We start from the raw sequence: 24,014 nt of genomic DNA, 5'->3' as shown, positions 1-24,014 counted from the left end.
TTTTAGGTAATATAATAATCACTATTTGTTTTCAAGGGATTAATTTTTTTACCGTTTAATTCCAGCAGTGTATTTTCGATCATTTCAGACATAGCATCTAGCGCCAGATCATTAGGCTGTATTCCAAACGGATCTTCCAGTTCATCGGCAATAGCTTCGAGGGCAACAAAAGTATAGGCAATAAATACAATTATAAATGGAGTAATCCAGCCTAATGTTTCAACAAATCCAAATGGAAGCATAAAACAATAAATATAAACGGTGCGGTGCAATAATACACTATAAGTATAAGGAATAGGAGTGCTGGCAATTCGTTCGCATCCGCCTACAATATCCGAAAGTTTGTTCAGATTTTCTTCAAAAGCCAATTGAGTAACGCTGTCAATTTTACCGTCTGCTTTTGCTTTTTTAATCCAATTTCCGAGTTCTCTTAAAATGATGATAGGTTTGTAACGAACTTCTTTTAAACTTTCGGCAAATTCATTTTCAAGTAACCGTTTTAAATCTTGTTCAGCATTGGTATGTCTCAATTGATGCTTCAAACTGTAAACAAAGGCGATCAGAAGATTGATGAACTCATCGCGTTTCGTTTCATATTCTTTATCATTAATAAGCGAAATGCTTTGTCTGGTAAGGGAACGGGTATCATTGAGGAGTGCGCCCCAGAGTTTTCTTCCTTCCCAAAAACGGTCATAACTTACATTGTTTCTGAAACCAAGAAATATAGCAAGCGTTATTCCAAATAAAGTAAAAGCGGCCGGATTGATATGCAGATTATGTTCTAATAAAAAAGCTTTAAAATAGACGACCACAAGAGAAAACAACAGTAATAAGAGAAGTCTTGGAAGTAATTGTGGTAAAACGGAACCGTTCCACTCAAAAAGCATTTTGAACCAATTAGTTTTTTTCTTGATTATCATTGGATGAGTACGAAATTATGATACTATAAAAATAATTAAAAGTATAGTATTTTGGACTATAAAAACAGCAGTAATATTTTGTTTGGTTAATTCAAAAAGGGTAAGTAAAAGAGCGCAAAAATTTTTATATTTGAGATATTCTATTCTACAAAAGCACAGTTGAAGTTTCATTTTAATCAAAGCACTTTATGAAGGTATTTATTAGAACAATGTTCTTTTTAATGTTTTTAACTATTTTTTCCTGTGATAACAAAAAAGAAAAACCAGTACCAAAACCGTACAAAGCAGGTGTAATTTTATCTTTTGACGATGCTTATGTCGATGAATGGGCAGAAGCTGATAATGCTTTGAAAAAGTATAATTGGAGAGCTACTTTTAATGTCTGCCGAATAGACTCTATTGGAGCTCCTGAAATTAAAAAGCTTCTCGAAATGCAAAAATACGGGCACGAAATTGCAGGCCACGGTTATCATCATTACAACGCTGTAAAATTTGTGCAGCAAAACGGAATAGATGCCTACATGCAACAAGAAATAAATCCTATGATTGTTTCGATGAAAAAGAAAGGTTTCAATGTAACTTCTTTTGCTTATCCGTACGGCGAAAGATCTGATGAACTGGATAAAGCGCTGTCTCCAGATTTTAAAATTATTCGAGGAAGAGCTTTTGGAGGCGAACTTCCAGAAAAGCAAGACAGTTATTTTAATAATTCAAAAATTGTCTTTGCTTTTGATATTGATAACAGTCATATTCATTTTAGTATTCCGTATCTTTTAGAATTACTGGATTACGCTAAAAAACACAATAAAATTTTAATTCTATGCAGTCATAAACCAGTTAAAGAAGTAACTGAAAATTATCAGACAAAAATCGAAACTTTAGAATTTGTCTGCCGTTATATGAAGCTTAATGATCTTAAATTTTATACTTTGTCAGATTTAGATGATTTGCTTCCTAAAAAATGACAGATTTAACCTTTATTAATTCTTACTTAGAAATAGGATCCAAAAGTGGCGTTCAATACGTTTGCAAATAATTTATTACATGTAATAAAATTAATTATATTAGCTTTTACAAAAGGCAGTGAGCATCTCTTTTTCACTAGCTGAAAAGGCAATTCAAAATCAAATTTAGCCGTGTTTGACTGGGCAATTTAAAAACTAACGGTACTTTTTTATACAGTAAGCGGAACAATGGAGTTAACAGAGAATCAAAATTTATTTCAGACTATTTTTGACTCAACAGCCAATGGCATTGCCGTACTTCAATCTGTATATGATCATCAAGAGATTACAGACTTTTCGATATTGTTTTTAAATGCTGCAGCATTAAAGCAGATTAACGATTTAAACTATAAAAGCAGATTTTATAGCGAAGTTTTTCCAGGGATAAAAGAAAATGGCATTCTGGAAAAATTTATTCATACAGCATCAACCGGTATTGCATCAGATTTTGAATGCAGATACACCATCAACGGCTTAAAATATTGGTACAGATTTTCACTGGTAAAACAAGGAGAGTTATTGATTGTTACTACAGAAAATTTAACCAAAAGAAAAAAGACAGAAATAGCGCTGAAGAGTGCTTTGGAAACTGCTGAAAAACAAACTCGATTTTATCATTCCATTACCAATACAACTCCAGATTTGGTATATGTTTTTGACCTTTCTTATAAATTTACTTATGCAAACAAGGCTTTACTCACCATGTGGGGAAAATCTGCTGAAGATGCTATTGGAAAAGGATTGCGAGATAACGGATACGAAGAATGGCATGCAGCAATGCATGAAAGAGAAATAGATGAAGTAGTCGCTTCTAAAAAAATAATCAGGGGAACGGTGTCTTTTCCGCATGCTGAACTAGGAAAGAGAGTTTATGACTATATTTTTGCTCCTGTTTTTAATGAAGAGGGTGAAGTGGAAGCAATTGCTGGAACAACTCGTGATATTACAGAAATAAAACAAGCCGAGGAACAACAGCTTTTGGCAAGTAAAAAAATTGAAGAAAGTGAAGCGATTTTAAGATCCATGATTGATCAAACTCCTTCACCGACTTTAGTTTTGATGGGTGATGATTTGGTTATCAAGCAGATCAATAAACACATGCTCGCCATGATTGGGCGTGGAGAGGAAATTATCGGAATGCCGTTGATTGATGTTTTGCCCGAATTAAAAGGGCAATACGTTTGGACTCAGGTTCAAAATGTGTATAACGAAGGAACTCCTTTTGATCAAAGCGAAGTTCTGGTACAGCATAACAGAACAGGAGTAATGCGCGACTATTATTATAATCTGGCTTATCGTCCGTTGATTGAAGATGGAAAGATAACTGGAATGATTCAAGTAGCCGTTGATGTTACAGAACAGGTTGTGGCGCGCAAAAAAATGGAAGAGAGTGAAAACCGTTTCCGTGTTTTGGTTAATGCTTCATCTGATTTTGTGTATCGAATGAATGCCGATTGGACCGTAATGCGTAATCTAGAAGGAATTGATTTGCTTTCAGACGAAGGCGATGTTGTGTTGAACTGGATTGATAAGTTTATCTATATCGAAGACCAAGAAAAAGCTTTAAGCCTTATTGCTGATGCCATTACAAATAAAAAAATATTTGAGATGGAGCATAGAGCCTTAAAACCAGATGGTACTTTAGGTTGGACGTTTTCGAGAGCGATTCCTATTTTAGATGATCAAAACAATATAATTGAATGGTTTGGTGCTGCGGGCGATATTTCTTCTCAAAAAGAGGTACAGCAAATCATCAAAGACAGTGAGGAAAAATTCCGCCAGCTGGCAGATTTAGTACCGCAAGTAATTTGGACAGCAAAACCAGATGGTTGTGTGGATTATTACAATAAACGCTGGTATGAATATACTGGATTGGAAGAAGAAAAATTTGGAGATGAAAGCTGGGTACCAATGCTCCACCGTGATGATGTATTGCCAGTACTCGAAACGTGGTATATAAGTGTACAAAGCGGTACCAGTTATCAGTTGGAATTTCGATTAGAAAATAAAAATACAGGGCTGTATCGCTGGTTTTTAAGTAAAGCAGTTCCAATACGTGATAAAACGGGAGTTATTGTACGATGGTTTGGTACTTGTACAGACATACACGAACAAAAAACAATTACCGAAAAATTGGAAAGCCTCGTAGCAGATAGAACGAAAGAATTACAGCGATCTAATGAAGATTTGCAACAGTTTGCCCATGTGGCATCACACGACTTAAAAGAACCGGTGCGAAAGATAAAAACGTTTACCAGCAGATTGGAAGAACATCTGGAAGGTAAACTAGATGAGTCGGCAGCGAGATTTATTGGAAGAATTCATGTTGCAGCAGATCGTATGTTTAATATGATTGATGGGGTTTTAATGTATTCTAAGATTAATGCCAATTTACAAAAGGCTACATTGGTGGATCTTAATGATGTTTTGAAAAATATTGAGAGTGATTTAGAAGTCTCTTTACAGAATACAAAAGGAGAAATTCATTATAATGACTTGCCAAAGCTGGAAGGAGCTTTGGTATTGTTGTATCAGCTTTTTTATAATTTGATTAATAATTCTATTAAATTTGCTAAAAATGGCGTGCCGCCTAAGATTACAATATCCTCAAAGATAATAATGGAGAATCAAAAAGTGATTGCCCTAATGACGGTTGAGGATAATGGAATTGGTTTTGAAAATGAGCAGTCTGCACAAATTTTTGAAACTTTTACAAGGCTTAACTCTAAAGATGTTTACGAAGGAACAGGTTTGGGATTGTCACTTTGTAAAAAAATAGTGGAGCGGCACGGAGGAAGTATTGCAGCGGTTGGAAGACCTTATGCAGGAGCGGTGTTTACAATAAAGCTTCCTTTAAAGCAACAAGATAATGGAATTTAAGTATGAGCAAAAAAATAATTTTACTGGCTGACGACGACACGGATGACACCGAAATGTTTTGTGAGGCACTAGAAGAAATAAATGAAAATATTACCTGCCACTGTGCAGAAAATGGAAATGAAGCGTGGAAGATACTTAATGAAATTACCGAAAAACCACAGCTTATTTTTCTAGATCTTAATATGCCAGTAATGAATGGCTGGGATTGTCTTAAATTGGTTAAAAATGAACCTGTTTATAAAGACATACCTGTAATTATGATTTCGACTTCTTCTCATAAAAATGATATCGAAAGGGCTTCCCAATTGGGGTCTATTTGTTATTTGGTCAAGCCAAATAGTTTTAATGGTTTAAAACAATTGCTGCGGGTAATCACCTCTAATCTAGGAACGAATTTAAGAGAGACTTTAATTAACTTAAAAGAAAGTGACCCGGATCATATTTTTATCTGCGAGGGAAATCAGTAAAAAAAGATTATTCTTTTTTTACTTCAAGCTGTATTTTAAATTTACCATAATAGGGATTTTCAGCCATTAAAGAATGTCCAATTACCAATACATAACTTCCTTTTTGTTTTAACGGTATTTTTAAATCCATTCCAAACGGACCATCTGAAGTGTTATCAGGTAAAATGATTTGATTGAAACGGATATTTCCTTTGCCTTTGGCAGGTAAAATTTCTGCTTTTAATTCGGCTGCATCTTCATTCTTAAATTTGACATATATTTTCGAATTTATAGAATCCAAACTGCTTTCCGCTAAAAAGAGGTCTTTATTATCTTTAAAGTTCATAAAAATAGTATCGCCTATTTGTTTGTTTTCCTCTTTAACAATAGTTGTGGAAGAATCAATAGAAATAATGTTTTTTTCCTCTTTGGGAATAATATTATTTTCCTTTTTTTGGCAGGAAAAAAGTAAAATGCAGATTAAAATCAGTGATAAATTTTTCATGTTTTATTAACTTATCATTTCAAAAGCACCAGGCTTTTCTTCATTTTTATCGTATTCGCCTGCAATACTTTCATCTGATTCTTCTTCTTCTTCTTCCCAATCATTTTCATCATATTCAGAATCAAAATCATATTCAAGATTATCTTCCAATTCCCCAAGTTCTAGATTGTAATGATTTGAAGCCGTCAATCTATTTGTATAATCGCCTTCCAAATAATCATCATAATTTAGTAGTAATTGTTCTTCGTATGAATTCATTTCGTTTGTAAATTCTTCGGACATATAATTTTCGGATCTCATAGTAATCAATTTAAATAATGAATAATTAATGATTTCTAATTTCTGTAATTAGATTATCCTAAAAATACTGCTTCAAACAATTTATTATTTTATATAATTTTCCAGAAGCGTTGTTGAATTTTCATCTTGTTGAAAATTAAAAATTTAAAAACGAAATGATCCTGTAAAAAGGAGTGTTTAAAAAGCTGATACATTAAAGTATAAAAATCAAATTAAATACTTTAATGTATCAAGTTGCATTCGCTATTATTCGTTAGAAGGCTTTCCAATTGTAGCCAAAATACCGCCATCAACATAAACAACATGTCCGTTTACAAAATCACTGGCCTTTGAGCTCAAGAAGATAGCCGCTCCTTGTAAATCTTCTGGATTTCCCCAACGCCCAGCAGGAGTTCTTCCCATAATAAATTCGTTGAACGGATGACCATTTACTCGAATTGGCGCTGTTTGACTAGTTGCAAAATAACCTGGACCAATTCCGTTGGTTTGAATGTTGTATTTAGCCCATTCAGTGGCCATGTTTTTAGTCAGCATTTTTAAACCTCCTTTTGCAGATGCGTAAGCACTTACAGAATCTCTTCCTAATTCGCTCATCATAGAGCACATATTGATGATTTTCCCACCACCTCGATTGATCATTCCTTTTACTACATTTTTAGAAACGATAAAAGGCCCCGTTAAATCTACTTTTATTACCGCTTCAAAATCGGCAACTTCCATTTCTATAATAGGGGTTCTTTTGATAATTCCGGCATTGTTGATTAGAATATCTATTGGACCAACTTCGGCTTCTATTTTAGTAATTGCCTCAATCACGGCACTTTCATTGGTCACATCAAATAAGTATCCGTAGGCTTCAATTCCTTCAGCTTTGTATTCTGCAATTGCATTGTTTACAGCTTCTTGAGAAGAATGATCGTTTACTACAATTTTTGCTCCCGCATGTCCAAGTCCTTTAGCCATAGCCATTCCTAATCCGTGAACTCCTCCTGTAATTAAAGCTGTTTTTCCTGTTAAATCAAATAAGTTAATTGACATTTTTTTGTTTTTTAGTTAATAGTGTTCTTAGTTTATCGTTTATTATTTTACACTTACAACAAGCGGATTTTTAAGTTCTTCCTGAAAATGATCCAGATACTTAAACCATTGTTGAGCATTGGTAATTTTTTCTGCTTTATCCCAAGCTGCGCCAGCGTAATAAATTATGGGCTCATTATTTTTTACAAAAGTTTTAGCCAATAATTGTTCTTTATTAACCCACATGGTTTCAATTGGAGAAGTTAATATTGAACCCACCGCTGTTGTACCATCTTTTTCAAAAGTGGGTTCCCAATATCCCATAATGCCTTGCTGTTCGTTTAACGAAATAACTCCTGGTTTTTCTCTTTTGATGATACCCACTACAACAGCCAGTGGTTTGGTATCGTTAAAAGTGTATAGATTTTCTATTCGGTTTAGTTGTGATCCAGCATCGATAGTAATGGTTTTAACCGCTTGAATTTTTATTCCGCCAGCATTCCAGCTATCGTAAATTAATTGAAAAGTGGTACGAAGCGGTCCATTATCCAATATTTTCCATTGCTGATAATTGCCAGAATAACGAATGGTATCTTTTACAAATGGTGCCATATTTCCAGCTCCCAAAGTATAACCTACATGATAATAATCTAGTCCGTCGCCGTGGTCAATATGATAATCGTTGCGTTTGTAACGATCATTCAAAACCAATTTAGAAGTGCTTTTAACCCATACATCAAAACCATAAGCATCGCCTTCTGTTTTTTCTAATGCTTTTCCGTAAGCACGAAAAGCGATTTTATCATTTTCCCAAGCAAAATCATCTAATCGTTCTGGTACGAATCGGGCATAGGTTTTAGCTGTAAATTTTTCTGATTTTCCTTTTTGAATCAAAAGTTTAAGCGAACTTTTAGCTTTCAAATCTATTTGAACCAATAAATTTTGAATAGTAGTTTGACCTCGGTGTTCTAATTGATACGGAATCTGTTTTTGGGTTACACTGTTGATTACGACAAAATTTGAAGTATCAAGCTGCGGATAGGAGAGAAGTATTTTTTCCCATTTTATAGCAGTAACAGCTTCCTTTCTGTCTAGTGTAGAATTGTTTGCAATGGTAATGGTAGTTTTGTTTTGTGCTGCTATAGTGAGCGGCAAAACAAAAGCTATTAAAAGAGATAAAATTTTCATAAGATTTATTTTGAAAGTTTAACGAATAGGTTCAGTTAAGACATAGTTGAGACTGCCCGAATACCAAAAGTCTTTTTGGACGGGATTTTTGAATTAAAAAAAAGGAATTGTTAAGATTGATTTTAAACCTTTCTTAGGTTTTAAGAGCTAAGATGAACTGCTGTTATTTGCATTGTAAGTTGTTTTGTTGTAGTTAGTTATTCCGTTGTGTTTTCTAATCGGGATAAATATTCGCTGGGCATACATCCGTAATGCTGTTTGAATGCCATGGAGAAATAAGAAGGCGAATTAAAACCGCACATATAAGTAATTTGAGCAATGGTATATCGCTTGCTTTGCATTAATTCGACTGCCTTTTTAAAACGAATTCGTTTTATAAAATCCATTGCAGATTCGCCTGTAATGGCTTTCAGTTTTAAGTAAAGATTAGATCGGCTCATTCCGATTTCCCTGCTAAAATGATCCACCGAAAATTCAGAATCAGCCAAGTGATCTTCGACAATACGAATAGCTTCTTTTAAAAACTCTTCGTCTAAAGTATTGAAAGCAATATTTTCTGGAACCATTTCTTTTCCAATAGAATAATACTCTTTTAATCTTTTACGAGAGCGCAGCAAGTTTGTAATTTTTGCAGCAAGCAAAGGCGTCGAAAAAGGTTTTGTCACATAATCATCGGCACCCATTTCTAATCCTTTTATTTGTTGACTCGTTTCAGTTCTTGCTGTCAAAAGCATAAACGGAATATGTGATGTGTTGATATTTTGCTTTACTCTTTTGCAAAAATGCAATCCATCCAATTCAGGCATCATCACATCACTGATAATAAGATCATAGGGTTGAATTTCTAAAAGATCTAATGCCATTTGACCATCATAAGCTATTGTAACGTCATAAATCTTATCAAAATAATCCTTTAGATAATCTAAAATCTCTTTGTTATCATCGACAATAAGCAATTTAGTAGGTTGGTCCTTTTCGATTATCTCATTTTCTTCTTTTAATAAAGAATCAGCTGTTTCAAGTTCGTTATCTGAAATAATAGACAAATCGTAAGCTGATTCTTCAACGTGCTGGTCATCTTTATATACCTGATCAGAAATCGGAATGGCAATTGTAAATACGCTGCCTTTTTCCATTACACTTTCTACAGAAATATTTCCATGATGCAATTCTACTAGACGTTTGGTAAAAGCCAATCCAACACCGGAGCCCAAATTTATCTCACGATTGTTTACCTGATAAAAACGGTCGAAAACTTTTGATAAATCTTCCTTGCTAATTCCGACACCCGTGTCAGCGACTTTTATTTGTACAGTATCTTTTTTCTTAATTAGTTCAACATGTATGGTCTGACCTGCTTTGGTGTATTTAAAAGCATTTGACAAGAGATTAAACAGAATTTTTTCCATTGCATCTTTATCAAAATAAAATAACAACTGTGACTCTTCAGCGTGATAGGTATAATTCACGTTGTTTTTCTCTGAAAGTGGTTTAAATGATTCGAAAATTTCCTGTGTAAATCTTACAATGTCTCCTTTTCCAACTTTTAGCTGACGCGTTCCCATTTCGGTTTTTCTAAATTCAAATAATTGATCAACTAAATTGTAAAGTCTTTTGGCATTAATAAACATTAGTTCGTGTTTCTTTTTGAATGTTTTGTCGATAAAAGGCATTTTTAATAACTCTTCTAAAGGAGCTAAAATCAATGTTAGAGGAGTTCTTAATTCATGCGAAACATTAGTAAAAAAGTCCATTTTTACCTGATTGATGTAACTCACTCTTTCTTTATCGATTCGCTCGAGTTTTAATTGTTGAACGGCTTTAATTCTTTCTTTAATGATTTTATAACCAATGTATGCAGCTGTACCAATAATTATTAATAACAGTAGGAAGAACCAGATTGTTTTGTACCAGGGTGCAAGAATGCTAATTTTTAAGTTTCGAATAGTGCTTGTTTCACCGTTTGGTCCAATGGCTTTGATCTGGAAATTGTATTTTCCTGCGGGTAAGTTGCTATAACTAACTTTCAATTCATCAGTTCGTTGCCAGTCTTTATCTATTCCATCTAATTTGTAATAGTAGTAAGTACGATTTGAAGATATGTAATTAAAAGTATTGAATAAGATACTGAATTGCTTGTATTCAGGGGCAATTTCTAATTCATTTGACCGATCTATATGTTCTTCCAGAATGTCTGTGTCATCTCCAACAGCAACATTTTTATTTAAAACTTCCAGGCCTGTAAAACTTAACTTTAAAGGAACTGGTAGCTGCTTTACCATTGAAGGATAGAAATATGTGATTCCTTTAATTCCGCCAAAAAGCAGCATTCCGTCTTTAGCCTTGCAAAAAGCATAATCATTAAATTGCTTGTTTTGCAGTCCGTCGCTTTGATCAAAAGTTTGAACAGTTCTTTTGTCGGGATTGAATTTGATTAATCCACTATTAGTAGAAATCCAGAGGTTTCCATCTTCATCTGGAATTATTCCATAAATTGTTTCTTTAAGAAAATCTATTTTTGCTTTAAAGCTAATGAATGATTCCTGTGTTTCATCATATAACCTTAGTCCACTTCTTGTACCAACCCAAATTCTGTGCTTTTGATCTTCGGTAATACAAGTTACGATGTCATCGCTTAGCTTTCCATGGCCGATGTTTCCAAACAAAAAATTATCAGGATAAAATAATGTTACACCGTTTGTAGTACCAATCCAGATTCTTTTTTTACTGTCTTCAAAAAGGTAAGTAATATCATCAGAAGTAGGTCTTTTCCCTGCATTATCTAAATGAATATGGGTAAAAGTTTTTGTTTCTGGATGATATTGATCTAATCCTGGTCTTGTGCCAACCCATATTCTGCCTTTAGAATCTTTTAGCAAACTGTACACCAAATCGCTAGCAATCGAGTTGGGATTATTCTCGTCATGACGAAAATGCTGTACAAGACCACTGTTTGGGTTGAGTAAATTTAAACCTCCATTGTGTGTACCAATCAATACGTTGCCATTATCATCAAAAGCAATAGCCTTGATGTTATTGGAACTTAAACTGTTTAGATTGTTTTCACTGTTGAAATAATAGCTAATCGTATTGGTATTTTTGTTCCAATAGTTTACACCTTTGTCATTACTTCCAATCCAGAAATTGCCTTTTGAATCTTGCTTTATAACGCCAATAACTTCGTCATTTAAGGATGGTTTTCCTGAGTTTTGACTCAGAAGATTGAACTTAATGTCATTTTTATGATAATAGTTTAAACCTCCATAATAGGTACCTAGCCAAATTCCGTTTTGCTTGTCTCTAAAAAAACAACGGACAGAGTTTTGACTGATGGTGTACGGTTGTGTTATTTGGTGGTAATAATTGGTAAAAGAATTTGTTTTCGGATTAAAAATAGAGAGTCCCCTAAAAGTTCCAAACCAAATATTTCCTTCTGTATCTTTTCCTGCACATCTTACATTGTTGTCCGCAATGCTATTTGCTGCCGAATTATGGAGTAGAGAAACAATTTTTCCATTTTCAGCATTATAATTTATTACGCCATTACCTTCTGTGACAGCCCATAGATTTTTTCCATCGATAAAAACATCATTTACATAAAGTTTTTTTGTACCCAAATTAATTTTTATGAGTTGATGTGTATTCGGATGTAATTTAAATAGTCCAACGTTGGTGCCTAGAATGATTTGTTTTTGCCAAACGCCAATATAGGAGATTTCTTTAATTTCATGAGAAGAAGCATTGAACTTGATTGTTGTAAAATTTTGACTTTCTGGCGAAAGAACAAAAACTTCTCCGGTAATAGAGGTTGCCCAGATTTTATGGGTGTTGTCTTCCGTTATTGAAGCAATATACCATTCGCCGATACTACGAGGAAGCGGGTAATTTGTAAAGCTGTCTGTATTGTAATTATAAACACTTATCCCCTTATTGCTGCCAACCCATAATTGTCCTTTATGATCTGTAAATAAGCTTCGAATGTAATAGGATTGCAAACTGTTTTTGACATTCTTGATTGGTCGATAAACTTTAAAACCTTTGCTGTCATAACGATTTAAACCATCTTGGGTTCCAACCCAGATGAAACCTAATGTATCTTGCTTAATAGCAAAAACAGAGCTTTGAGACAAGCCTTTATCGACCGAAATATTACGAAAATACCGATCTTGTACCTGAGCATGTCCTGTCACTGCAAAGAGAAGCAGGCTTAAAAAAGCGAAAAAAGCAATCGTTTTTTTCATGAATGTTAGAAATTATTATTTGGCTGAGCTTGATTTTCTCTTTTTAAAATAAATTGACTCTAATTTAGAGAAAAAGAAAACACCTTTTTTATTTTAGTTTTTATCGTAATTGGCAACATCCGGTAATTCATCAATAGCTTCCTGTTTATCTAATTTTGAATCCTTCATTTCTAATAATAGGGAGCTGTCTTTAATTTTAGGCACATAATTTTTACCTTGAAAATTAATAGATAAATTGCCATAACTAAATAGTGATTTTAATGTTTTATTTAAAACTTGCAAGCCTGCAGGTTTTTCTGCGTCCAGTTGTGTTTTTATTTCCCAATCGCCAATTTGCAACTGAAATAAACCGTTATTGTTTGAAATTGTTTTAATGATTTCGGTTTTGCCATCTTTAACCTGAATAATAGTTAGATATCTGAATTTTTGTTTTGGTTCAGAAGTGATTCCCGCATGCCATTGCAGTTTGAAATCCTTGATTTTGCCGTCTGCATCATTTACATTGTTCCAGTTTACAGCTGTTTCAGCAAATTTATCATGAACCACAATATTTAATGGGGCACTGGCAAAAACGTTTGTACTAACATTACCTAAATTAGTTTTTACAATAAAGTTTTGCTGATTTGGATTTTCTGTCTTTTGTGCTTCAATAGTGGCGTATGGTGTATGGAATTGAGTGGTCCATTTTACGGGTTTTTTGGCTTCCAGTTCATCATATAGTATAATATAACCACCCGTTAGTTGCAACATGTGTCGGCGATACAATGTTACACCGCTTTCTCCAAAACCATTGGCTTTGTTTGGCTCGAGGTCTATTTGCTTAAATCGATCCAACCAAAACTCGCTTTTAATATCGCCGTAAGCATTGCTTGCATCTCCCAAAGCATATTGGATATGTTTTCCTGAAATGGCCCGAGCTATCCAACCATAACCTTCTTCACCAATTTTTTGACCTAAACTATCAGCTAAAATAGTGTTATATGCTCTTGACGTACGGTAGTCTAACAAGTTATGTCTATCACTAAAATTGCTGTAATATCCGGTACCTCCAAACAATACGGTTCCTTTATAATTAATAGTAAAAGCATTCTGAGAAGCATGGCCATGACCTGATGAACCAAATGGATTGCTAGTGAGATAACTGCTTAACGTTTTATCGGCATTACTCAGATCTTCATGCATTGCTACTAAACCTATATCTGCAAATTTCCTGGTTTTAGGTAATTTTTCAGGAGACGTACTGATTAATTTTCTGTTTGGATTATTGTTTAATAAACGAAACAGCAGGAAATCGTCTGTACCAGTAAAGTATTGTGGAAAAGTTTTTTTAATTTCATCTACATACCAATTTAGATACGGATTGTCTATTCGGTAGCTCAGCGCTTCTAAGTAGCCCGCTTCCCCCTTGTTTATTTTGGGAATGTTTTCCCACATATCGCCTATTGCAGTTGACGCCGAAGTAGGAGGATGTGAGTATAACATGTACATAGGCGTATTTTGCATCCATGGAAGTTTGAAATAATCGATTCCGCTAAAGTCTCCAAAAAGTTGAGACAGGTAAATGTTAGATCTAAAGTTTACTACAAAATAGGCATTTCCTTCATGCCAGCCACCATCTGTAGTACCCAACACTGGAAAACGTGCCGACCAGACTTCGTACATATACGTAAGCCATTCTTTGGCTTCAGGAACTTCGTTTATTACTGCAACTGTACCGATAGCCAGATTACGCAAGGTAATTTGCCAAACGTGATTGTCGCTCACATGGAGTTCGAAACGATTTGGGAGATGGTTGTAAATACGTTTTGCTCTAAAAGTTATATTTTCTTTGAACTTCTCTCTTTCTTCTGGAGATAAAAAATCATAACCGGCATCGTAAAACCAACTCAAATTTTCTAATACAGCACCACTATTAAAATCATCTCGTGTGGTCAATCCGTTAGGATCCATATTCAAAATATTTATCGCTCTGCGTTTTGCATCTAAAATAAATCTTTTGTCTTTTGTGAGTTGGTATGCGATAACCAAATTACGAATAGGAGTTCCTACCATATCTCCAAAACCATGATACATCCATTCTATAATTTTCTTTTTTTCCAGCGGATTTTTCCCAACAGTATCAATAATACGTCTTGGTTTTTCTACAGGCAAAGGATCAAGCATTAATTTTTCGGCATATTTAACCAATTTTTGAGCTTCAGGATTTTGCAGATTGTTTCTGTAAAATTCTTCTCCAATTTTATTCATATTCCACAAGTTTGGATGTGGACCTTCGTTGCGTTTAATTACATCGGCAACGGGTGGCGAAACTTTTTCATTTGCATGTTTAGCATCCACAATAAAATCGTAAATCGGTGACCAGGTCCATTGATTTGTACCTTTTAAGGCAAAACCATATTTCCAGTACCAACGCCCGGCTCTTAGCGGTTGATGCAAGGGATAAACTGCCCAGCTTTGCAGACCACTGGTAATTAGGTTGTTTTTAAAATCTTTATCGGTTGCCAGCATTACTTGGTAGCGCACATTACCAATGTTGGGATCTTCAGGAACTTCGCTGCCAGTTTCCATTGATTTTACCATGTTTGTTCCGTTAGTAGCAGGCCAAAGCAACGCCGGAGCATTGGTTGGGACTGTAATTCCATTTACCGGATATGGCCATTCACGTACACGTCCATGCAATTTTTCGGCCGTTAATTTTATAGTAGCTGATTGTTGCGCAAATGAGGTGATTGTTAATGTGATAAAGGCAAGGAGATATATATTTTTCATTTTATTTTAGTAACATATTTTGGGTTGTTAGTCAGTTTATATTTCGGCATGTTATTGTATTTAGTCCTTTGAATCATATTTTGCTACGTCTGGCAGTTCATCTACAACTTCTTGCTGGTTGGTTTTTCCTTTTACTGTTTCTATCAGCATAGAACTTCCATCAATTTTATGTTTGTATTTTTTATTATCAACAGTTACAGGTAATGCTCCGTAGTTAAAGATGGTTTTTAATACATTGTTATTAGCCTGCAGGGCTGGTTGTTTAGTGCCGTCTAACTGTGCCTGAATATTCCAATTACCTACTTTAACGCTGGTAATTCCGTCAGCCAGTTTAATAGTTTTTAATATTTCGGTTTTGCCATCTTTAATTTGAATAATGGTTAAAAAACGAAATTTTTGTTGTGGTGTAGAGGTAATTCCTGCATGCCATTGCTCTTTATATTCAAAAACTTTACCATCGGGTCCCAATACTTTATTCCAGTTTACTGCTGTTTCTGCAAATTTATTGTGTACTATCATAGTTGTTGGTAAGTTGGTAAAAACGCTTGTCATCACTTTTCCTACATCGGTTTTTACCTCAAAATTTTGTTGGGTGCTGGCCGCTGAATTTTCGGGTGTCATAGTATAATAAGGCACCTGAAACTGTGTAGTCCATTTTATAGGTTTTTTGGCTTCGAGTTCGTCGTAAAGTACAACATAACCGCCTTCTAACTGTAATAAATGTCTGCGATATAAGGTGATGTTTGGTTGGCCGTAACCATTAGCCTCATTAGGGATTACATTTATACTTTTAAAACGTTCAAGCCAAAATTCATTGGTAATGGGACCATATGCATTTGTAGCGTCTCCGAGCGCATATTGTACATGTTTACCCGTAATAAAACGAGGTACCCAACCATAACCGTTTTCTCCAATTTTTTGCCCAAGACTATCCGCTAAAATGGTTGAATACGCTCGCGCGGTACGATAGTCAAGAAGGTTATGACGATCGCTAAAATTGCTGTAATAACCAGTGCCACCAAAAATTGTTTTACCTTTGTAATTAATGGTAAATGCATTTTGCGAAGCATGACCATGTCCGGATGAGCCCATAGGAATGCTGAAAAAATAACTGCTAAGGCTTTTATCTGGATTTGCGAGATCCTCATGCATTGCGACAATCCCTACATCTTTAAATAAACGTGCTTTTGGTAATTCTGCCAAAGATGATTCAGGTAAATTGCGTTTTGATTTGTAGTTTAAAAGACGATAGAATAATAAATCATCAGTGCCATTAAAATAATTTGGATAATCTTTTTTAATGTTGGCAACATAAGTGTTGAGGTATGGATTATCGATTTTATACGTTAGTCCATCTGCAAAAAAGGCATCTATTTTGGCGATACCGGGTTCTTTTTCCCACATATCTCCCATGGCCATGCAAGATGCATTGGAAGGATGTGTGTATAGTAAGAAATAAGGCAGATTTTGCATCCACGGAATGTTGTTGAAGTAATCAAAACCGCTTAAATCACTTAACATCTGAGACAGGTAAAGGAATGATCTGAAATTTACTTTAAAGTAGCCACTTCCTTCGTGCCAGCCTCCATCAGTGTTGCTTAAAATAGGAAAACGTGCTGACCATACTTCATAGATATATTCTAACCATTCATTAGCTTCGGGAACTTCATTTGATGCCGAAACCGCTCCAATAGCCAAATTTCGAAGGGTAATTTGCCATATGTGGTTATCGTTTATATTGATTTCGAAACGGTTAGGAAGGTGTCGATAAATTCGTTCGCCACGTAATTTGATTACTTTCAGAAACAATTTTTTTTCATCCTCACTTAGAAAATCGTAACCAGTATCATAAAACCATCCTACTGCTTCCAGTATGGCACCACCTGTAAAATCATCACGGGTAGCTAATCCATCGGGATTCATTTTTGCAATATTCAGTGCTCTTTTTTTAGCATCAATTATAAAGCGCTTATCTTTTGTTAGCTGATAGGCAATACATAAATTACGAACGGGATTGCCTACCATATCACCAAAACCATGATACATTGATTCTACAGCAATCTTTTTTTGAAGTGTCGTTTGTCCTGTCGTATCAATAAATCTTCGTGGTTTTTCTTCGGGCAATGGTTCCAGCATCAACTTTTCTGCGTAAGCAATGAATTTGGCTGCTTCAGGATTATTACGATTATTTTGATAAAATTCTTTCCCAATCTGATGCATATTCCAAAGTCGGGGATGTGGACCACTTAGGCGTTTTAGAACTTGCTCTGCTGTTGGTGTAACTTTGTCATTATTGTGTTTGGAGTCAATCACAAAATTGTATACTGGTGACCAAACCCAATTTTGCTTTCCTTTAGTAGCATAAGCATACTTCCAATACCAATTTCCTGGTTTTAAGGCCTGATGTAAAGGATACATAGCCCAAGGCTGTTCTTTCCCTGCTATAACGTTTTGTTTAAAATCTTTATCGCTTGCCAGTATTACTTTGTAAATAACCTGATGGATTTTAGGGTCAAGTTCAAAATCGTCACCAATATCTCCTGCCAAAACAATTTTTTCTTTTCCATTCGTACCAGGCCATAATAATGATGGACTGTTAGTAGGGACTGTTATGCCATTGGCGGGATAAGGCCATTCTCTTAAACGACCGTGCAGCTTATCTGCTGTTAGTTTTATAACGGATGATTGTTGCTGCGCAAAAACGTTTATAAAAAGTAGTAGAAAGTACAGCGAAGTTATTTTTTTCATTACTTTGTTTGTTATTTTGATTTTCCTGATAAACAAGAAGATTAAAGAGAATATCTTGTGATCATAGCTCAGCTGTAAAATTATCGCCGTTCGTTTTACACCATTTTTTTAAATAATTGCGCATACTAATGAGCTTCTTTTTATATGTTTTGTCTACCGCAAGATTGGTTATTTCACCAGGATCCTTACTCAAATCAAAAAGCTGTTCTTTAATAACACCTTTGTTGTAAACTATATATTTGAAATCTTTGGTAATTACAGAACGCCCGCTGATACCTAAAAGGTCTTCATTATCGGCAAAATCAGTTTCAATAACCAAGGTGTCACGTAGTATTTGCGATGGATTAGTTATTTTTTTACTCAGGTCAATTCCTTTTAAAGCTTCAGGCTTTTTTACGCCAGTAAATCCACATATAGTAGGAATAAGGTCGATACCATTACAAACTAACATATCATCAGTTCGGGCAGGAATAGATCCGTCTAATTTTGAGATGATAAAAGGAATTTTTGCAGCTTCTTCGTATAGAATTTGTTTTTGGTTCCAGCTATGACCTGCATAACCATCGCCATGATCTGCTGTAAAAATAATGAGGGTATTTTTTTCTACGCCATATTTTTTAAGCGATGCCATTACCATTTCGATATATACATCTACTTTTTCAATCAGACGGTTATAGGCCCAACGGTATTGACGCCATTTTTCAGGGGTGTAATTTACAGAAGGGTAGGTGCGCAGTCCTACTGTTTTTTGCTGATCTCGAACAATTTTAGGTTCATTAAGAGGAATCTCCCAGTTAGCAGGAAGGGCAGGACATTGATCAGGTGGTGGCGCATCTTTTAAAACATCCATTTTTAAATCCTCGTCACGAGCCCATTCGCAAATATCATGCGGATTCAAAAAAGAAGCTACCAGTAAAAAAGGAATGTCCTTATTCTCTTTGATAAAGCGTGCACAAAACGAAGGTGTCGCGGCATCATTATAATCTAGAAAATTGGTGTTTTCGATAAATTCAAAACCGTGTTGACTTTTCTTGGTAGTAGGTACAGGTAAATGCCATTTTCCAACATAGCCTGTTTTATAACCTCCGTTTTGAAAAATTTTACCCATCATTAAGAGATCTTCCGGCCATTGACCATCTTTTTCTGGCGAATTCCCTATAAAACCGGTTTCATAGGGCATTTTTCCACTCATTAAAGATGTGCGTGACGGTGAGCATAATGGCTGTGCACAGTAGGCTCTTGTAAATCGAACTCCGTTTTTCGCTAAGCGATCCATTGCCGGTGTATGTAAATCTTTATTGCCGGCAATGCTCATAGCATCAGCAGTTTGCTGATCTGTCATTATGATTAGAATATTCGGTTTTGCAGTTGTCTGTGCACTGCTTGTAAATGGAACATTCAGTAACGTCAATAAACAGATTGTTAATATGTTTTTTTTAAGTAGCATAATATATCTAATTTGATGTAGCAGATTTTTTTTGCTGTGATAACTCTTTTTAACAAAAGACGAATTTAGTTATCTATGGATTCTTTGTGTTTTAAATTTGTTTAAAATGATATTAAAATTAACCAAAATCAATGCTTATAGTAGATGATAACTGGGAATAAGTCTGTTTTGCTTAATGGATAAGGGTATTTTAAGATTGGCTATATTTTATAATGTTTTAAATAAATCTTTTAATTTTATCGTTTTATTTGCCACAATTGGCTGGGCAGTAAAAGAAAGAAATAAGATATAACCGAGCGTTAGGAAAAGGAATAGTAAAGCATATTTTAAGCCTATAAAATCTCCAAGGTTGCCTACAATTAAAGGAACCAATGCTCCTCCAAAAATACCAGAACATAAAATACCTGAAAAAGAGCCATGATTTTTGGTAACTGAATTAAGTGCCAAAGAAAAGATAATAGAGAACATTACCGAAATAGTAAAACCAGCTGCAGGAAATGCCCATAATGCCATTTGTGTATTTCCAAATAAAGCGACGAATAGTATTAAAACAGAGAGAATACAAGCTGATTTTAATACCTTTTTTGAATCCCATATTTTTAAGATAAGTAATCCAAGAAGGCATCCCACTGTCATTAATCCCCAAAAAAGCGCAATCGTGTTAGCTCCAACTGTGCTTGGGTCTACATTGTGGTAAGCGCGTAAAAATTCCGACATCCAATTGGCCAGAGATTGTTCTGTACCTACATAAGCTACAATTCCTAAGAAAAAAAGCCACACTTCTTTTTGTTTTAAAAGATTGAGATAGGTCTTAAAAGTTCCCGACTTTTCATCATCATTAAGTTTGACAACGGGTATTTTAATGATTGTTAGTAAAATAACCATTATAACAAAAATTAGACTGAAAAGCCAATACAAAGAAGTCCAATAAGCATTATTTCCTACTAAATCTCGCAAATTATCGGTTATTATATTTGCGATTCCTCCATTTAAAGATTTAATCATATAGCTAAAAACAAACGGACTTACGAATGAGGCCAAACCAAAAATCATTTGGGCCATAACAGAATAAAAAGCAAAATTTTCCTCTCCACCAGCTGTACGCATCAACGGATTAATGATAACCTGCAACATGGCCATTCCGATACCAATGACAAATAAAGAGCTAAGAGCTATGGTATAAGTGGGGTGAAATGCAAATGATAATGCACCAATCAAGTTTAAGGAAAAGGCTATCAACATTGATTTTTTTTCGCCTATTTTTTCAATCATTATTCCAGCCGGGATTGACATGATTCCGTAGGCTAAGAAAAATGAAAAGGGTAAAAAAGCGGCCATTGTCAGGCTAAGCTTATAAGTTTCAATAATCAATGGCATTAAAGGCCCTAAAATATTGGTGACAAACGATATGACAAACCAGATTACCAAAATAACACAGACTAAAAAATTATTTCGTTTCATATTCAATTGATTTGAAATTTTGAAAGACACGTGCGGCACATCCCAAAATACCGGCTTTATTGCCTAGATTGGCCGCTACAATTTCAGTATGTTTTGCGGTTATCGGAATTACCAATTCATCTATTCTTTTAATTAACTCATTAATGTAAAATGGGCCGGATTCACTAATTCCGCCGCCTATAACAACTTTTTGCGGACTAAAAATGTTTATAAAACTAATGATGCCTGAGGCTAAATAATCAAAATGACGTTCCAGCGCTTTTACAGCATTAGGTTCGCCGGCATGGTATTTTTCTATAAGGTATTTACCATCTATTTCATTGGAAGAATTTCCGCTTTCCTTTTTATAAAATTCTAAAAGAGCAGTTATTGAAGCATAAGCTTCTAAGCAACCCCGACCTCCACATGAGCACTTTAAACCACCATGTTCGATAACAATATGACCCAATTCTGCACCGTGATTTTTAAAACCGCTATACAAGCGATGATCAATCAAGATTGCACCACCTATCCCTGTACCAACAGTCAGAAATACAGCATCGCTGGAATATTTTGCTGCTCCATAGCTCAATTCGCCGAGCCCCATTAAATTAGCATCATTATCTATAATTATGGGAAGGTCTGTTAATTCGCTTATAACTTTACCCAACGGAAACTGAACAAATCCAGGAAGATTATCTGCACCACCAATAATTACATTTTCTTCAATTACTCCAGGAAAACCAATTCCGATGCCAAGAATAGATTCGTTTAATCGTTCTGTACATTGTTGAATAAGATTGGCAATTAAGAGTATAATTTCCTGCTCTGTTTTTGCGCCTTTAAGTGAGACTAAATAAGAAAAAAGTACTTCTCCAAATTCGTTAACAACTCCGCACTTTAGAGCGGTGCCTCCAACATCGATTCCGATCGCGTATGATTGTGGTATTTGTGTGTTATTTAATGTGGTAATCATAATACAAGGGTTTACTTAAGTTTTTTATGCTATTTTATTTTTTTCTTTTAATTGAGCATCTCAGTTGGATTTGTTATGGCTAAATAAAGATTTTAAAGCCCATTATAAATTAGATTTTAACCTAAAATCTATCAATTTTGATTAAAATTCATTCAAACTTTAAGAATATGTAGGTTTTTATTCATAGATGAAAAAAAAATGCAGAACCGAAAAGTTCTGCATTAATTATTGCTCAACAGTGTGAAAATTAATATCCAGGATTCTGGCGTGTAATATTTTTGTTTACATCCGTTTCATTTTGTGGGAAAGGATATAGCTCATGTTGGTTTGGAATAAAATTAGTTGCAGACGGATAAAAATAATTGCTACGGATAGCTAGTACTTTAGTGGATGTTTCTGCGATTTTAGTACCAAGTTTATTCCATCTAATCAAATCTGAACGGCGCATTCCTTCAAAACAAAGCTCTTTTGCACGCTCATCGATAATAAGATCTAAAAAGGCATTTTGACTTAAACCGGTAGGAACATAAATTTGACTGGTTGCAGGTTTAGGAATTAGAGATGCTGTTATCACTGCATTGGCTCCACCACCCCCTGTAATAGAAACTGTTGGGACTGAGGTATAACCCTGACCAACATTGTTAATAACGATGGTCTTTAGGCTATTATCTGTATTGCGTGCTGTTATTACGGCATTTGCATAATCACCACCACCGCCAGTAATTGTTAAAGTTGGATTAGTAGTGTAACCAGTACCTGCATTTGTAATGGTTAGTGCTATCCCGCTACCAGTATTATCTAATCCATAAGCTCTTCTTCTTACTTGGTTAATAGCCTCCAATGCAATAGCATTAGGACCTCCATTAAGTTCGTTTTCTACTTCAGCTCTGAGTAACAATAGGTCTGAATAACGCATAACAACATAGTTAATATGTGTATACTGTCTTTCTTCTGTTTTTCCTGTTTGGTATTCGCGACTCCATTTACCTACTGCCCATTGTTCGTCTTGTCTAACGCTTGTAACATAACCGTATACTCGTGCCCCCGCAGCATTGATAGTATATCGTGCTACAGCAAAATCTTTTCTTTGATCATTATTTTGAAAACTTTCATAGAAAGGCCTTACGGTTAAATATCTGGTTCCTGTTGAGGCATAAACCCCATTGGCTGTTGTAGGAGCGTTCCAATGTCCGACCCAAGATCCATTTTCTCTAAAACCAGAAGGATTAAAAAAGGCAACTTCAAAAATATTTTCGGTAGGTTCCAATATATGCTTACATTGATTTTTAAATACCTGAGCATAATTATTGTTTAGCTTATAAACATTTGCAGCCATAACATCATTGATTTGTTGTTGTGCTAAGATGTAATAATCTTTATAGTTAGATGGACGTTCCATTTGCTTATTTGGCTGTAATGAATACCCGCCCGCAAACAAAGCTATGCGGGCAAGCATCGATTTAGCAGTCCATTTGTTTACACGTTCGTTCAAAGACAGAGTTGCGGGTAATAACTCAGATGCTTCTTTCATATCTTTTACGATCTGCGAATATATTTCCTGACGATTGACAAGTCCTCCTCTGAGATTGTCTCCTGCTTGTGAGCTTTTAGTTTTAAAAGGAACATCTCCCCATAGACGCACTAATTCTGAGGCATAAAAGCCACGTAAAAATTTAGCCTCACCAAGGTATGCCTTCAATTGGTCTTTTTCAGTTTGTGTACCATTGGTATACAAATCCATTTGAGGTATTTTTTCAATCACAACGTTTGCTCTGTCAATTCCTGCGTAGTATTTACTCCATAAGGTGTAAAAAAACGGAGTTTGAGAAAGTGCTAAATAATGTGGTATTGTTCTCCAATCATCATTAGATAGCCCAGATACCTGGCCGATATCAGTATCAAGATCAAATACTTGCGGAACATACCATCCATACGTTTCCAGAGATGACATTATTTCGTACACACCCAAGGTTGCCATGTTGGCCTCATCTACATTAGAAAAAAAGTTGGCAGATGTGAAATAAGAATAGGGGGTTACCTCAAGTTGATCTTCGCAAGAACTAAGAGGAAGGAGAAGACAAGTTAAACCAAGTGCAACTATTGCTTTTATAGAGAATATTTTCGTTTTCATTT

The 24,014-nt window shown here is 35.0% G+C and carries 15 protein-coding genes; 3 read left to right on the top strand and 12 right to left on the bottom strand.

The window, feature by feature from the left end; all coding sequences use genetic code 11:
* Positions 1–2: 2 nt before the first annotated feature.
* Positions 3–920, bottom strand: a complete 918-nt coding sequence (locus BM289_RS06655; protein WP_091491893.1) for a bestrophin family protein — start codon at positions 918–920, stop codon at positions 3–5.
* A 188-nt stretch (positions 921–1,108) separates the two neighbouring features.
* On the opposite strand from BM289_RS06655, the gene BM289_RS06650 reads away from it, so the two are divergent.
* The 3 genes from BM289_RS06650 (at position 1,109) to BM289_RS06640 (ending at position 5,271) form a co-directional block, all read left to right on the top strand.
* Entirely contained in the window at positions 1,109–1,885 is a 777-nt protein-coding gene (locus BM289_RS06650) for a polysaccharide deacetylase family protein (protein WP_091491891.1), read from the top strand.
* A 228-nt stretch (positions 1,886–2,113) separates the two neighbouring features.
* A complete protein-coding gene (locus tag BM289_RS06645; RefSeq protein ID WP_091491889.1) occupies positions 2,114–4,804 on the top strand; it encodes a PAS domain-containing sensor histidine kinase in 2,691 nt (896 codons plus the stop codon).
* 2 nt (positions 4,805–4,806) lie between these two features.
* On the top strand, positions 4,807–5,271 hold the full coding sequence (locus tag BM289_RS06640) for a response regulator (protein ID WP_091491888.1): 465 nt from the start codon (positions 4,807–4,809) through the stop codon (positions 5,269–5,271).
* A 7-nt stretch (positions 5,272–5,278) separates the two neighbouring features.
* Here the strand turns inward: BM289_RS06640 and BM289_RS06635 are convergent, their stop codons facing one another.
* The 11 genes from BM289_RS06635 to BM289_RS06585 all read right to left on the bottom strand — a co-directional run bounded on the left by BM289_RS06635 (position 5,279) and on the right by BM289_RS06585 (position 24,012).
* A complete protein-coding gene (locus tag BM289_RS06635) occupies positions 5,279–5,755 on the bottom strand; it encodes a hypothetical protein (protein WP_091491886.1) in 477 nt (158 codons plus the stop codon).
* A 6-nt stretch (positions 5,756–5,761) separates the two neighbouring features.
* Positions 5,762–6,055, bottom strand: coding sequence for a hypothetical protein (locus tag BM289_RS06630; protein ID WP_143102053.1), 294 nt, complete (start codon positions 6,053–6,055; stop codon positions 5,762–5,764).
* A gap of 246 nt (positions 6,056–6,301) precedes the next feature.
* Positions 6,302–7,093 carry a gluconate 5-dehydrogenase gene (locus BM289_RS06625; protein ID WP_091491883.1) on the bottom strand — a complete coding sequence of 264 codons (792 nt, stop codon included), beginning with the start codon at positions 7,091–7,093 and terminating at the stop codon, positions 6,302–6,304.
* A 42-nt stretch (positions 7,094–7,135) separates the two neighbouring features.
* The gene (locus BM289_RS06620) at positions 7,136–8,260 is read right to left on the bottom strand and encodes a DUF4861 family protein (protein ID WP_091491881.1); all 1,125 of its coding nucleotides are present in this window, start codon (positions 8,258–8,260) and stop codon (positions 7,136–7,138) included.
* A 197-nt stretch (positions 8,261–8,457) separates the two neighbouring features.
* Positions 8,458–12,501, bottom strand: a complete 4,044-nt coding sequence (locus tag BM289_RS06615; RefSeq protein ID WP_091491880.1) for a hybrid sensor histidine kinase/response regulator transcription factor — start codon at positions 12,499–12,501, stop codon at positions 8,458–8,460.
* 93 nt (positions 12,502–12,594) lie between these two features.
* The gene (locus BM289_RS06610; protein ID WP_091491878.1) at positions 12,595–15,270 is read right to left on the bottom strand and encodes a DUF4962 domain-containing protein; all 2,676 of its coding nucleotides are present in this window, start codon (positions 15,268–15,270) and stop codon (positions 12,595–12,597) included.
* Positions 15,271–15,330: 60 nt separating this feature from the next.
* Positions 15,331–18,018, bottom strand: a complete 2,688-nt coding sequence (locus BM289_RS06605) for a DUF4962 domain-containing protein (protein WP_091491876.1) — start codon at positions 18,016–18,018, stop codon at positions 15,331–15,333.
* Between the two features lie 61 nt (positions 18,019–18,079).
* Positions 18,080–19,429 carry a sulfatase family protein gene (locus BM289_RS06600; RefSeq protein ID WP_244165335.1) on the bottom strand — a complete coding sequence of 450 codons (1,350 nt, stop codon included), beginning with the start codon at positions 19,427–19,429 and terminating at the stop codon, positions 18,080–18,082.
* Positions 19,430–19,672: 243 nt separating this feature from the next.
* Complete coding sequence (locus tag BM289_RS06595; RefSeq protein ID WP_091492317.1) at positions 19,673–20,926, bottom strand: MFS transporter; 1,254 nt, start codon at positions 20,924–20,926, stop codon at positions 19,673–19,675.
* The gene (locus tag BM289_RS06590) at positions 20,913–21,881 is read right to left on the bottom strand and encodes an ROK family protein (RefSeq protein ID WP_091491873.1); all 969 of its coding nucleotides are present in this window, start codon (positions 21,879–21,881) and stop codon (positions 20,913–20,915) included. The genes BM289_RS06595 and BM289_RS06590 overlap by 14 nt, the downstream gene beginning before the upstream one ends.
* 247 nt (positions 21,882–22,128) lie before the next feature.
* A complete protein-coding gene (locus BM289_RS06585; RefSeq protein ID WP_091491872.1) occupies positions 22,129–24,012 on the bottom strand; it encodes a RagB/SusD family nutrient uptake outer membrane protein in 1,884 nt (627 codons plus the stop codon).
* Positions 24,013–24,014: the final 2 nt, after the last annotated feature.

The sequence above is a fragment of the Flavobacterium phragmitis genome, assembly GCF_900112575.1.
GTDB lineage: Bacteria > Bacteroidota > Bacteroidia > Flavobacteriales > Flavobacteriaceae > Flavobacterium > Flavobacterium phragmitis.
This window is presented reverse-complemented; position numbering and strand designations above follow the sequence as displayed.